The organism is Myxococcus sp. AM009 (assembly GCF_013372605.1).
Taxonomy (GTDB): Bacteria; Myxococcota; Myxococcia; order Myxococcales; family Myxococcaceae; genus Myxococcus; species Myxococcus vastator.
The window spans coordinates 1-13,303 of record NZ_JABXEP010000057.1 but is presented as its reverse complement, the minus strand read 5'-3'; the positions used below and the strand labels follow the sequence as shown (position 1 = coordinate 13,303).

General features: G+C 70.4%; 12 protein-coding genes. 3 read left to right on the top strand and 9 right to left on the bottom strand.

Going from position 1 to position 13,303, the window contains the following annotated elements; translation table 11 throughout:
• The first annotated feature begins 119 nt into the window (after positions 1-119).
• A complete protein-coding gene (locus tag HV824_RS16235; RefSeq protein WP_176423679.1) occupies positions 120-1,742 on the top strand; it encodes an ABC-F family ATP-binding cassette domain-containing protein in 1,623 nt (540 codons plus the stop codon).
• A 94-nt stretch (positions 1,743-1,836) separates the two neighbouring features.
• On the opposite strand, the gene HV824_RS16230 is transcribed toward HV824_RS16235, so the two are convergent.
• The 6 genes from HV824_RS16230 to HV824_RS16205 all read right to left on the bottom strand — a co-directional run bounded on the left by HV824_RS16230 (position 1,837) and on the right by HV824_RS16205 (position 8,392).
• Entirely contained in the window at positions 1,837-2,598 is a 762-nt protein-coding gene (locus HV824_RS16230; protein WP_176418047.1) for a PH domain-containing protein, read from the bottom strand.
• Positions 2,591-3,172: a PH domain-containing protein gene (locus HV824_RS16225; RefSeq protein WP_176423678.1), complete on the bottom strand. Its 582-nt coding sequence runs from the start codon at positions 3,170-3,172 to the stop codon at positions 2,591-2,593. The genes HV824_RS16230 and HV824_RS16225 overlap by 8 nt, the downstream gene beginning before the upstream one ends.
• A gap of 124 nt (positions 3,173-3,296) precedes the next feature.
• On the bottom strand, positions 3,297-4,700 hold the full coding sequence (locus HV824_RS16220) for a hypothetical protein (RefSeq protein WP_176423677.1): 1,404 nt from the start codon (positions 4,698-4,700) through the stop codon (positions 3,297-3,299).
• Between the two features lie 50 nt (positions 4,701-4,750).
• Positions 4,751-6,190, bottom strand: coding sequence for an aldehyde dehydrogenase family protein (locus HV824_RS16215; protein ID WP_176423676.1), 1,440 nt, complete (start codon positions 6,188-6,190; stop codon positions 4,751-4,753).
• Between the two features lie 38 nt (positions 6,191-6,228).
• Positions 6,229-7,680 (bottom strand): aldehyde dehydrogenase family protein, encoded by a 1,452-nt coding sequence (locus HV824_RS16210; protein WP_176423675.1) that lies wholly within the window; start codon positions 7,678-7,680, stop codon positions 6,229-6,231.
• A gap of 28 nt (positions 7,681-7,708) precedes the next feature.
• On the bottom strand, positions 7,709-8,392 hold the full coding sequence (locus tag HV824_RS16205; RefSeq protein ID WP_176423674.1) for a TetR/AcrR family transcriptional regulator: 684 nt from the start codon (positions 8,390-8,392) through the stop codon (positions 7,709-7,711).
• A 98-nt stretch (positions 8,393-8,490) separates the two neighbouring features.
• On the opposite strand from HV824_RS16205, the gene HV824_RS16200 reads away from it, so the two are divergent.
• Both HV824_RS16200 and HV824_RS16195 read left to right on the top strand, forming a co-directional pair.
• Entirely contained in the window at positions 8,491-9,123 is a 633-nt protein-coding gene (locus tag HV824_RS16200) for a phospholipase D-like domain-containing protein (RefSeq protein ID WP_176418053.1), read from the top strand.
• Positions 9,124-9,258: 135 nt separating this feature from the next.
• The gene (locus tag HV824_RS16195; protein ID WP_176418054.1) at positions 9,259-10,590 is read left to right on the top strand and encodes an ATP-binding protein; all 1,332 of its coding nucleotides are present in this window, start codon (positions 9,259-9,261) and stop codon (positions 10,588-10,590) included.
• A 4-nt stretch (positions 10,591-10,594) separates the two neighbouring features.
• On the opposite strand, the gene HV824_RS16190 is transcribed toward HV824_RS16195, so the two are convergent.
• From HV824_RS16190 to HV824_RS16180, 3 genes are all read right to left on the bottom strand, one after another.
• Positions 10,595-11,251: an ABC transporter ATP-binding protein gene (locus HV824_RS16190; RefSeq protein ID WP_176418055.1), complete on the bottom strand. Its 657-nt coding sequence runs from the start codon at positions 11,249-11,251 to the stop codon at positions 10,595-10,597.
• Positions 11,252-11,563: 312 nt separating this feature from the next.
• Positions 11,564-12,337 (bottom strand): helix-turn-helix transcriptional regulator, encoded by a 774-nt coding sequence (locus tag HV824_RS16185; RefSeq protein ID WP_176418060.1) that lies wholly within the window; start codon positions 12,335-12,337, stop codon positions 11,564-11,566.
• Positions 12,338-12,417: 80 nt separating this feature from the next.
• Positions 12,418-13,303 (bottom strand): fatty acid desaturase (locus HV824_RS16180; protein WP_176423673.1); only part of this gene is annotated, 886 nt, incomplete at its 5' end.

Below are 13,303 nucleotides of genomic sequence, written 5' to 3'. Positions count from 1 at the left end.
TCCCTGCCTGTCCGCTCCCATGCAAGAGAAGTCGCCTTCTACGGGTTCGGAACATTCTTCCCGGGGCGCGCTACGTGGCATAAGGGCGCCGCACCCGCTTCCGGGCCCCCCGCACGCACATGATTCGTCTCGACAACATCAGCAAGCAGAACGGCCAGCAGATTCTCTTCATCGAGGCCTCCGCGGCGCTCCACAAGGGGGAGAAGGTGGGCCTCGTCGGTCCCAACGGGGCCGGCAAGACGACGCTGTTCCGGATGATTACCAGCCAGGAGCACCCCGACGAGGGCCAGGTCGCGGTCGACCGGGGCGTCACCATTGGCTACTTCAGCCAGGACGTGGGTGAGATGGAGGGCCGCAGCGCCGCCGCCGAGGTGATGGACGGCGCGGGCCCGGTGAGCACGGTGGCCGCCGAGCTGAAGGAGCTGGAGGCGGCCATGGCCGACCCGGACCAGGCGGACAACATGGACAAGCTCGTGGAGCGCTACGGCCTGGTCCAGGGGCGCTTCGAGGAGCTGGGCGGCTACGCGCTGGAGGGCCGCGCGCGGGAGATTCTGGCGGGCCTGGGCTTCACCCAGGAGATGATGGACGGCGACGTGGGCGCGCTGTCGGGCGGCTGGAAGATGCGCGTGGCGCTGGCCCGCATCCTCCTGATGCGCCCGGACGCGATGCTGCTCGACGAGCCGAGCAACCACCTGGACATCGAGAGCCTCATCTGGCTGGAGGAGTTCCTCAAGAACTACGACGGCGCGCTGCTGATGACGTCGCACGACCGCGAGTTCATGAACCGCATCGTGAACAAGGTGGTCGAAATCGACGGCGGCTCGCTGTCGACTTACACCGGCGACTACGAGTTCTACGAGCAGCAGCGGGCGATGAACGAGAAGCAGCAGCAGGCGCAGTTCGAGCGCCAGCAGGCCATGCTCGCCAAGGAGCTGAAGTTCATCGAGCGCTTCAAGGCGCGCGCCTCGCACGCCGCGCAGGTGCAGAGCCGGGTGAAGAAGCTGGAGAAGATTGAGCGCGTGGAGCCGCCCAAGCGGCGCCAGACGGTGCTCTTCGAATTCCAGCCGGCGCCGCGCTCGGGCGACGACGTGGTGAGCCTGAAGAACGTGAACAAGGCCTACGGCAGCCGCACCATCTACGAGCGGCTGGACTTCCTGGTGCGCCGCACGGAGCGCTGGGCCGTCATGGGCGTCAACGGCGCGGGCAAGTCCACGCTGCTGAAGCTGGTGACGGGCGCCACGCAGCCGGACACGGGCAACGTGGCGCTGGGTGGCAGCGTGAAGTTGGGATACTTCGCGCAGCACGCCATGGACCTGCTGGACGGCGAGCGGACGGTGTTCCAGGCGCTGGAGGACGCCTTCCCCCGCGCGGGGCAGGGCTCGCTGCGGGCGCTGGCCGGCTGCTTCGGCTTCTCCGGTGACGAGGTGGAGAAGAAGTGCCGCGTGCTGTCCGGCGGTGAGAAGGCCCGGCTCGTCATGGCGAAGATGCTCTTCGACCCGCCGAACTTCCTGGTGCTGGACGAGCCCACCAACCACCTGGACATGGCCACGAAGGAGATGCTGATTACGGCGCTCTCCCGCTACGAGGGGACGATGCTGTTCGTCTCCCACGACCGTCACTTCCTGGCCGCGCTGTCCAACCGCGTGCTGGAGCTGACGCCCGAGGGCATCCACCAGTACGGCGGCGGCTACACCGAGTACGTGGCCCGCACCGGCCAGGAAGCGCCCGGCCTGCGGAGCTGAGGCGCGGAGCGGCGCTGCCCCCAGGGCAGCGCCGTGCCTGCCGCGGACACCTCGCCGTGCGCGCCTCGCGGCTGCTGGGGACGGGGCCGCGGGCTCAGGACTCCGCTGGGCCCTGCTTGGACCAGGTGCTTCGGAGCGCACGGACCTCGGCCAGCAGCTCCTGGGCGGCGGCGTGCGTGGTGGCCGAGGGTGGAGCCGACGGAGGGAGGGCCGGCTCGGGAGGCTGCGGCTCGCCCAGCCCCGCGTCCCGGTGCATGCGCACGCGCGTCATGATGACGTCGCGAATCTCCTCCGGGTTGTTCACGCCTCGGAAGTGGGCCTCGTGCAGGCCCTCGGTGTGCGCGGCGTCCGCCTCCTGCGAGCCGCGGCCGCCGCCTCCCGCCGTCTCCACCTTCACGTTGGCGATGCCGAGCACCCGCTGGAGCGGGTTCTGCCGGATGGAGACCTGCTGGATGTTGGCGAAGGTCATCGTCTTCTCCTGGAGGGAGACGAGCCCTTCCCGGATGCGCAGGCTCCGGTCGGAGAGGATGTACCAGCGGAACTCGTAGTCGAGCCACGCCACCAGGAAGCTGATGGGAAGCTGCACGATGAAGGCGAGCCAGGCGAAGGCCTCGACGACCCACACGACCTCTTCTGCCCAGCGGAAGGGCAGGTGCGGGACGAACCGCCTCAGCGCCACCCAGCCGAAGAGCAAGCTCACCGTCAGCCCCACCTGCTTCAGTGCCCAGTGAAGCAACTGGTACTGGCGATGCCGGGGCGCGGCGCGGAAGACGCGCACCATTCTCCCTTCAGGGATGTGTGGCGCGGGCGGGACCTTGAGCAGGCGCAGCAGCCAGGCGTGTCGCGTGTCAGACATCCTGCTTCTCCCGCGTGGCGCCGCTGTCCAGGCTGAGCCGCAGGGCGCGCACCTCCTCGGCAATCTCACGGAGCGTGACCGCCAGCGCGTCAGGGTCACCCTCGGGCACGGCGCGCGCTCTCTCCTGCGTGGGGGTGGGCCGCTCCCGGCTCCCGCGCATCCGCGAATAGAGGAAGTCCCGCATGGCCGCGTAGGCGGGAACGCCCTCGATGGTGATCTCCGCCTGTGAGTTGCCGCTCGCCGTCTGGATTTGGATGCGCGCCAGCCCCAGCCAGCGCTCCAGCAGGTTGCTGGACAGGTGGATGTCCTGGATGCGCGCGTAGGTGAGGGACACCTCCCGCCGGAAGAGGATGCCCCAGCGGACGGTGATGCCCTCGTCGTCCAGCGTGTAGCGCAGCGTCTGGAACTTGAAGTAGCGGATGAGCCCGAGGATGGGGAAGCCGGGCCCGGCCAGCAGCGCGCTGGCGAGGTAGTAGGTGAGCAGGCTCCGGTGCGGCTGCAGCACCGTGGGCAGGCGCGACAGGAAGCCCCCGTCGCGGGGCGCGGCTGTGAGGGCGTTAGGCGATTCGGTCATGGGCGGTCGTGCGGGGTGGTGGTGCTACGGACGGGCGCTGGCGCGATTGCACCGGCCCATCCGCGATTCTGCGCCCAGGCGAGGGCGCAAGCCACCTCTCCCAGGCGTCACCGCTCCCGGTGAATCAGAGCGGGGCGTCCGTCGCGCAGCTGGGCGTGGCGCTCTCCGCGGTCAGCCGAGCGAGCGACTTCGGGGCCGCGTCCGTGTACGGCGAAACGCCGAGCACCAGGCACGTCCGGTACACGAGCGCGCGGCTCGCGGGGAACGCGGTGATGGGGAGCGAGGCGCCGGCGTTGAAGTACACGGAGCCCAGCGCGGAGCCATAGAACGGGCTGCTGCCCCAGGCGAACTTCTTGCCCGTCACCGGCGTCGCGGCCGACAGCCCGCTGTACTGCGCGGACTGGAAGGGCCACTCGCCCGCGGAGAAGCCCCCGCTGAGCAGCGCCCGCCCCGAGGCCGCCCGCGTCGTCCCGGTGTTGAGGCTGTAGCCGCCGTACACCAGCCCGGTGTCCTGGCCGAGCTTCAGCTCGACGAGCCCCAGCTCATACAGCACGCCGGAGGCAGGGTGCCGCGCCAGCAGCGCGTGGTACTTGCGTGTGTTGCCGATGGGCTCGTTCCACGTCCAGTTCGCCTCGGTGGTGAGCGCGCCCGCGGCGGCCACTCCAGTCGTGAAGTGGTGGAGGGAGTCGCCCCACTGCACGTTGTTGAGCGTGGCGCTGGCGGTGGCGTCCGCGAACTCGACGACCCCGTAAGGGCCGCGCATGTCGAAGGACAACTGGCCCGCGGTGGCTTCGCTCAGGTCCATCCGCGTGTCGATGCGCGGGAAGTCCGTGCCCTTCTGGAAGACCCAGTGGATGGTGACGGGCACCATGAACTTCTGGTGCGCGGCGTCCGCCGCCGCCGTCGCCTCCGTCACGTTGGCCATGGCGGCGCGCGTGCCCCACTTGGGGTACCGCAGCGTGAAGCGGTGGCTGGCGGAGGTGGACGCTGGCGTTATCTCCGAGCGCGAGGCCTCCACCGGGAAGCCCAGCCCCAGCGGCGAGTCGTCCTCGCCATGCCGACCCGCGATGGTGCCGGACGTGCCGTTGTCGAAGGTGCGGTACAGCTCGTGGGCCACGAAGTAGCCGAAGCCCGCCTCGCCGCCCGCCGTGCCATCCACCGTCACCGTGCGCCACTCCGCGCCAGCGGGCACCTGATACGTCATCTGCACCGCGTAGCCGCCGTTGCCAGCGGGAGACTGCCGCTTGAGGGACACCGTGCGCGGGCGGCCCTGGGCGTCCGTCCAGGCGTAGCGGTCCACGGGGACTCCCGCCACCGTGGTCGTCTCGCGAGAGACGCCGTCGCCCTGCTCGGAGGTGGGCTCGGGGCCGGCGTCCGGAGCACCCGCATCCGGCGTTCCGCTGTCGCCGCTGCCTCCGTCCGTGACGCCAGCGTCCTCCGGTCCATCTCCTGAGTCGCTGTCGCAGGCCCCCAGGGCCAGCGTCATTCCCAGCCAGAGCCCAGCGAACCGTCGTCCGTTCTTGGTCATGGGCACAGTTATCCCGGAAAACGGGAGACTTGTGCCAGGGCGGCCCGGCCCTACTCGAACAGCCGCCCCGCCAGCCGCGTCAGCTTCCGCGCCTTGCCGGTGAAGGGCGGGAAGAACAGGTGGAGCAGGGACGTGCGCCCCTGGCGCAGCACCGCGCGCTCGTGGCTGAAGGTCCGGAAGCCCGTCTCGCCGTGATACGCGCCCACGCCGCTGGCGCCCACGCCGCCGAAGGGCAGGTTCGGATTCACATGGTGCAGCACCACGGTGTTGATGCATGCGCCGCCCGAGCGCGTCTCCCGCAGCAGCCGCTCCACCGTGGCCTCGTCATTGCTGAACACGTAGAGCGCCAGGGGCTTGCCGTCCTCGCGCACGTGCGACACCACCTCGTCCAGGGACTCGAAGCGCAGCACGGGCAGCACCGGCCCGAAAATCTCCTCGGCCATGATGGGCGTGTCCGGCGTCACGTCCGCGAGCACCGTGGGCGCGATGTAACGCGACTCCGCGTCCACGCCGCCGCCCGCCACCACGCGCGCGCCGGCCTCTACGGTGCGGTCCATCAACTGGCGCACCCGCGTGAAGGCGCCGTCATCCACCATGCGGCACAGGTCCAGGCTCGCGCGGCGCGCCTCCTCGGTGCGGCCGTAGAAGCGCTCCAGGGTGTCCTTCACCGCTTCGAGCAGCGCCTCTTCCTTCGACGCATGGACCCAGACGTGGTCGGGGGCGATGCACGTCTGCCCGCCGTTGAGGAACTTGCCCCACACCACGCGCTCGGCGGCGGCCTCCACATCCGCTGTTTCATCGACGATGACGGGCGACTTGCCACCCAGCTCCAGCGTCACGCTGGCCAGGTGCTTCGCCGCCGCTTCCATCACCCGCCGGCCCACACGGGCTCCACCGGTGAAGAAGAAGTGGTCGAAGGGCAGCCGCAGCAGCGCCTCGCCCACCTCCGGGCCGCCCTCCACCACGGTGACTTCCTCTGGGGGAAAGACGTCCTTCACCAGCCCCGCGATGAAGCGCGCCGTGTGGGGCGCCTTCTCACTGGGCTTGCACAGCACGGCGTTGCCCGCGGCCACCGCGGCCACCAGCGGCGCCACCAACAGGTGGAAGGGTTGGTTCCACGGGGCCATCACCAGCACCACCCCCCGGGGCTCGTACCGCACCAGGCTGGACGTGCCGGTGAGCAGCAGGGGCGTGGAGACCTTCCGAGGCTTCATCCACGTCTTGAGGTGCTTCTGGATGGAGGCCAGCTCCATCAGGACGGGGAGGACCTCGGTGGCCTCCACCTCCGCGCGCGGCTTGCGGAAGTCGGCGTGGAGCGCCTCGGCCAGGGCTTCGCGCCGGGCGACGAGCAGCGCCTTGAGCTGCTCAAGTCGGGCCAGCCGTTCCTTCATGCCGCGGCGCGCCACCTCCCAGCGATGCGCATGGAGGCGGTCGAACGCCTCCTGCACGCCGTCCGGCATCCGTGCTTCTTCCAGCTTCACCACGCGCATCGCCTGGCTCCTTCCGGAGGTGCCCCGGCCTGGGGTGCCTACTCCATCAGCCGGGTCGCGCGGGAGGCCAGTTCCTGCGCCTTCCCGCGATACGGCGGGAAGAACACCGAAGCCAGCGACTTCATCCACTGAACCATCACAGCCCGCTCATGGCTGAACGTCTTGAAGCCGAAGTGGCCGTGGTAGTTCCCCAGGCCACTGGTGCCCACCCCTCCAAACGGGAGGTTGGGGTTCGCGAGGTGGACGAGCACGTTGTTCACCACCGCGCCACCCGACGTGGTGTTCTGGAAGATGTCCTCCACCGCCCGCTTGTCCTGGCTGAACACATAGAGGGCCAAGGGCTTCCCGCCCGCGCGGATGTGCGCGTAGACCTCTTCACGGGACTGGTAGGTGAGCACCGGCAGCACGGGGCCGAAAATCTCGCCCTCCATCACCGGGCTCTGGGCCGTCACGCCGGACAGCACGGTGGGCGCGATGTAGCGCGAGGCCCCGTCCGCCTCCCCGCCCACCTCCAGCTTCGCTCCCGCGGCCACCGAGCGGTCGAGCAGGTCCTTCACCCGCCGCCACGCCACCGGGTCCACCAGCCGCGACAGGTCAGGGCTCGCCTGCCGCTCCTGCTCCGTGCCGCCGTAGAAGCGGGTGATGGCCGCCTTGAGCGCCTCCAGGAACGCCCGCTCCTTCGACGCGTGCACGAAGACGTAGTCCGGCGCCACGCACGTCTGGCCGCCGTTGACGAACTTGCCCCAGCACAGGCGCTCCGCCGCCACGGCGACGTCCGCCGTTTCATCGATGATGACGGGCGACTTGCCACCCAGCTCCAGCGTCACGCTGGCCAGGTGCTTCGCCGCGGCCTCCATCACCTTGCGGCCGATGCGCGTGTTGCCGGTGAAGAAGATGTGGTCGAAGGGCAGCTCCAGCAGCGCCTCCGCCGTCTCCGCGCCGCCTTCGAACAGCGCCACCTCGTTCTCCGGAAACACGTCCTTCACCAGCTGCGCCAGGAAGCGCGAGGTGTGCGGCGTCTTCTCGCTGGGCTTGCAGATGACGGTGTTGCCCGCGGCGATGGCGGCCACCAGCGGCGACACCAGCAGGTTGAAGGGGTAGTTCCACGGCGACAGCAGCAGCGCCGTGCCGCGCGCCTCGTAGCGCACGTGGCTGGACGAGCCCGCCAGCAGCATCGGCGTGCCCACCCGCCTGGGCTTCATCCACGACTTGAGGTGCCGCACCGTGTGGTTCAGCTCCTCCAGCGTGGGGTGCAGCTCCGTCAGGTCCACCTCCACCGCGGGCTTGCGGAAGTCCGCGTGGATGGCGTCCGCCAGCTCCGCGCGGCGGGCGATGATGGCCTCGCGCAGCCGCTTCAGCCGGGCGATGCGTTCGGCGGCCGTGGTGCGGGACATCGTCCAGCGGTGCGCGCGCTGGGCCTCGAACACCGCGCGGATGCGCTCGGTGTCGGCGGTGGGCTGCGTGTTGGCTTGAGCAGTCGCTTCGAGCATGGGGTTCTCCAGGGGTGGGAAAGGGGACTCAGCGGGACTCCAGCCCGCGAAGAAGGGTGCTGAGGGCCGCCGTCAGCTCGGCGGTGAAGTCGACGCGCAGCGGCGCCAGGTGGGGCAGCGCCTCCAGCACCTCGCGCGCCACCGGGGCCACGTCCGACATCTGCCGCAGGCCCGTCACCAGCGCGTGCAGGTGGATGAAGAAGCGCGGGCCGTCTCCGGCTTGAAGGAACGACAACCGCTGCTCCACCCGCGTCCCCGCGCGGAGCAGCGCCGCCAGCAGCCGCTCCTTGAACGGGCGGAGCTGCTCGGCCGTCACGTTCTGCTCCAGCACCGTCTGGAGGAGCGCCAGGAGCCGCGTCAGGGTCTCCTCGCCCTCCAGCGACTCGGCCACCGTGCGCGCCAACCGGGGGCTCGTCCAGGCGGCGGTGTCCTCCGCCAGCAGCCCGTCCAGCCGGTCGAACCACGCGAAGAGCAGGTCCTCCAGCAGCGCCAGGAACAGCGCCTCCTTGGTGGGGAAGTAGAGGAACACCGTGCCCTTGGCCAACAGCGCCCGGCCGGCCACGTCCGCCATCTTCACCTCGGCGTAGGACGTCGCCTGATACAGGGCCAGGGCCTCATCCAGGATGAGCCGTCGCCGCGCTTCCTTGTCCTCGTCCTTGCGGGCTCGCTGGGGCAGCGCCCGCTTCGCCTTCGCCGCCGGGGGGCTGACCATGACGCATGGATGAATGACCCGTGGTCATTCGTCAAGTGACTGAAGGTCATTTGTCCACTGGATGGCCAGGTGAGGGCATGTGTGGTGGAGTGAGTCCCATGCGTCCCATCGAGGCGGAGCTCCTGTCGGGCAGCGCGCTGTATCGGGAGGTGGTGTTGGAGAAGCTGCTCCACGCCCGGGAGTCGGTGTGGATGGCCACGGCCAACGTGAAGGCGATGTTCGTGGAGCACGGCGGCCGCTTCGTCCCGCTGGTGGACGTGCTGGACACGCTGGCGGCGCGTGGGGTGGCGCTGCGGCTGTTGCACGCGGAACTGCCGAGCCGGCCCTTTCGCGCCGCCTTTGACCGGCGCGCGCGGCTGGTGGCGGGTGGCTTGTCGCTCAAGGTCTGCCCGCGCGTGCACTTCAAGGCGGTGGTGGTGGATGGCGCCTGGGCGTACCTGGGCAGCGCCAACCTCACCGGCGCGGGGCTGGGCGCCAAGGGCGACTCCGCGCGCAACTTCGAGCTGGGCTTCGTCACCGAGGACTTCGACGTCATTGACCGGGTGACGGCGCTCTACGAAGCGGTGTGGAGCGGCGCCGAGTGCAAGGCATGCAAGCTCCGCGCGGTGTGCCCCGACCCCATCCTGCCCGCGAGCAAGCGAGCGCCCGCGCCGCGCCGTCCTCGCGCGGATGCCCCCCGCCTGGGCAAGGCGCGCCGTCTCCAGCGGGGCGTGAAGGCCGCGACACGCTAGGTTGGCCACACCGCGCGTCGGATGCGCCCGGCACGGATGGGAGGCGTCCGTGACTCGGGCTGAAATCGCGGCCCTTCCGCTGTAGCGTTCCGCCGTTACTCGCGCGCTGCTCGTCCCGCATCAGGAAGCCTCCCCGTGCGCCCGGCCACCCTCTCCGCCACCTCTCCTCCCGAGCTGGAGTCGCAGCTCAAGCTGCGGCGCCGCAACTTCCTCCTGTGCGCCGCGGGGCTCGCGCTGTCGCTGGTGATGCATCCGCTGACGCTGGGGCAGGTCGTCACGCAGGTGCTCTGGGTCCACCTGGGCTGGTGCGCCGCCTTCATCTTCCTGGGCGTGGCGGTGGGGGCCCGGTGGATGTCGCCGCGCTCCATCGGCCTGGCCGCCGCCGTCGTCAGCCTGGTGGGGCTCACGCTGGACATCCACTTCACGGGGGGCATCTACAGCCCCTTCTTCCCTTCGCTGTACGCGGTGCCGCTCATCATCTGCGTCTTCACACCGGAGCACCGCCGTCCCACGCAGCTGGCCTGCGCGCTCACGTGGGTGTGTCTGCTGGTGACGTGCTGGGCCTCGGGCGCGTCGCTGCAGGTGGCGGTGTCGCAGGGCCTGTCCTTCGCGTTCGTGGCGTGGGTGTCCGTGCTCGGCTCGCAGACGTTCCGCCGCCTGCGGGACGCGGAGCGGGAAGCGGACGCGGAGCGGATGGTGGCGCTGGAGCGCCTGGCGGAGAGCGAGCGGCTGCGCGCCCAGGCGGACCTGCACCGCGCGGAGATGGAGCGGCTGGCGCTGGTGGGGCAGCTGGCCGCGGGCGTGGCGCACCAGGTGAACAACCCGCTGTCCTACGTGAAGTCCAACCTGGGCTACCTGGACGAGGAGCTGGGCGAGCCGTCGCCGGACGTGGAGGAGCTGCGCCGCGTGGTGGATGAGACGCAGCAGGGCGTGCTGCGCATCCAGCAAATCGTCACGGAGCTGCGCGACTTCTCTCGCGCCAACGCCCAGGACGAAGAGGCCTGCGCGGTGGCGGAGGCCCTGGCGAAGGCGCGCTGGCTGGCGTCCGCGGAGCTGCGTGGCCTGACCGAGGTGGTGGAGGACGTGGCGCCGGACCTGCCCCGGGTGCGCATGGGCCTGGGGCGGCTGGTGGAGGTGTTGGTGAAGCTGTTGCTCAACGCGGCCCAGGCCGTGGACGCCGCGCAGCCCCGGCGCCCGGGCCGCATCGTCCTGCGCGCGCGGACGTTCCAGGAGGGGGTGCGGCTGGAGGTGGAGGACAACGGCGCGGGCATCCCCGATTCCGTGCTTCCCCGCCTCTTCGAGCCCTTCTCCACCGTGCCTCGCGCCAAGGCCGCGGGGCTGGCGCTGTCGGTGTGCCGCGACCAGGTGGAGAGCGTCGGGGGGACGTTGTCCGCGGAGCACCGTCCCGACGGGGGTACCCGCTTCGTCCTCAACCTGCAGCCGGCGCCGCTGCACGCGCCCGTCTGACGCGTCAGCCGGTGGGGCGACGGAGCCCGGGCTCGTCGAAGAAGTCCCGGGGCGAGGCCTGGTCCACGAGCATCCCGTCATCGATGAGCAGCACGTGGTCGGCCACCATGCGCGCCAGCGGGAGGTGCTGCGTGACGAGCACCACGGTGCGTTCGGCGCGCAGCATCATCAGCCGCCGCGCCAGCCAGCGGACGCCGTCCGCCGTGAGCCCGACTTCGGGCTCGTCCAGGAGGACCAGGGGCGCCTTGTTCGCGATGGCGACGGTGAGCAGCGCCAGCCGCCACAGCCCTTCGGGCAGCAGCGCGATGGGCCGCTCGCGCAGGCGGTCCAGCCGCACCGCCGCCGCGGGCGCGCAAGCCCAGACGGACTCCAGCGTCTGGCGCGCCTGGGCGCCGAGCAGCTCGCCCAGGGGGCGCGACTCCGCGGGCCGGGATTGGGGCACCACCGCCTGCGCCGACACGGGGAGGGTGAGCTGGCCCCGCACCCAGAAGTCCGCGCCGCCTCCGAGCCGGTCGTTGACGAGGGTCCGCAGCAGGGTGCTCTTGCCACTGCCACCCGGGCCCAGCACCACGCTGGCGCGCCGCCAGGGCAAATCGAAGGAGAGCTTCGCCAGCACCGCGCGAGGGCCGTAGCCGGCGCCCAGGTTCCTGGCTTGAATCATGGCGCTGCGCTCCTTTCTCCATGCGAGGGCGGGAAGCGCCGGTGAAGTGGGCGTCGCGTTCTTTGATTTTGTAGTGTCTATGGATAATTATTGTCAATTCGCCGCGGAGTGCGGGAATCAGTCTGAAAGTCAGCTGAGAGTCGGAACTCCCGGAGTCCCGCGCGCCAGGTGTCGGACCCACGAGCTGTCAAAGACTTGCGCGTCACCCGCTGCGGCGCCCGGTCCCACCTGACAATGTATGGGAATGTTGAGCGCCTGTGCTGGCTGGCAGGGATTGCCGGGAGCCAGCGGCTTCCCGGCTCCGGAGCGTGACTACTCGGGGACGTCGGACGTGGCCGGGACGGGGACCTTGCCGGGCGCTCCGGCCGCCTCCTCCACCAGGGCCTCGGCGGGTGGCGGCGTGCCGTTGCCCCGCGGCTGCTTCTGCCTGTCTCGCCACGCGCTGGGGGACTCGCCCACCAGCTTGCGGAAGAGGCTGCTGAAGTGCTGGAGCGAGGCGCAGCCCACCTCCACCGCCACCGCGGTGAGCTTCATGTTCGACTCACGCAGCAGCGACTGCGCCATGCGCACCTGCACCGCGTTGAGCTCCGCCTGGAAGGACGTGCTGGCCTCCTTCAGCCGGCGCTGCAGCGTCCGTTCGGACATGCCCATCTCCCGGGCCACGTCCGACAGGTTCACTTCCGGCAGCCGGCCCCGCATCACCTGGTGCAGCTCGCGCAGCAGGGGCGACTGCCCGGTGGCCTCCGCGACCAGGCCGTTGAGCTCCGCCACCAGCGCCGCGGCCGCGGCCTCCGGCTGCCCCAACCACTGGAGGGCGGTGTCGGGGGCGGTGAAGGCCCGGCTGGGGTAGGCCCCGGACAGCAGCGTGTAGAAGCCGCCCACCACCGCGCCCACCACGCCTTCAGGCCGCACCAGCGCCTGCTTCAACACGGAGGTGCTGAAGTCCTTCTCGCGGGGCTGCATGTATTTGACCAGGGCGGCGAACGCCATGGGGTCCGCGGCCTCCAGCCGGCGCGCGTCCACCAGCGAGGCATGTGGCTTGGCGGGGGACAACTCCACGTCCAGCACCTGGACGAGCCGGCGCACCTCGGCCTCTCCGGGACGTCCCCAGAGGACGAAGCCGCACAGGTCCGGCGAGGCGTACCAGTGGAGGAAGCCCTCCCCGACTAGGTAACGGCCGTGGGGGTCCCGGCGGTAATCTTCGACTCCATCTGCCGATCGCACGGTTTGGCAGAATAGCGCTTCGCCACCCTGAGGACCCAGAACGGATTGATGGGGGAGAGCCCGGTAGTCAGCTCTGGGCGGAGCCTGGACGTCCGAGCGAGCTCCTCGGTGAGGGCCGGAAGCTCGTGCCAGGGCACCTGCGGCTTCAGGTGGTGGGCCTGGTGGTAGCCGGCGTTGAAGAACCACCGGTTGTAGAAGGCGGAGTAGGACGTGGTGCCCAGGGCGTCCTTCTGCTCGGAGTCCGTCTCGAAGTGGGCCGCCAGGTTGAGCCAGTGGATGCAGCACTGCGTCACCAGCAGCACCCCCCACCAGGCCAGGCCCAGCGCGGGCTTCCACACGATGAGCGCCAGCAGCACGCCGTCCACCACCAGGAAGTCCACCGCCAGCTCCAGCCGCTGGTGCTTCTTCTTCGCCCACTGCCAGACCTGGCCCAGCGTCTCATACGGCCACAGCCACGGCGTCAGCGCCGAGCGCAGGCAGTAGCGCAAGACGCGCTCTCCGGGACGGCGGCGGCCCCAGTCGCCCGGGCCGTCATCGTACCGGTGGTGGTTGAAGTGGTGGATGAAGTAGCCCCGGTAGGGGAACCCACACGCCATGCCCAGTGAGCGGGACACCACCCATTGCGCCAGGGGGGGCCGGGCAATGGACACGTGCATGTGGTTGTGCAGGACGGCGTAGTTCCAGAAGCAGATGGCCCAGCCCACCAGGCACATGGCCAGCCGCCCCACCCAGGGCAGCGCGTCCCAGCTCAGGATGAAGGCTGGGAACCACCCCCACCACAACGCATGAACCGCGAGCTGCGGCAGGTCGGCTGCAGGGGGCGAGGGG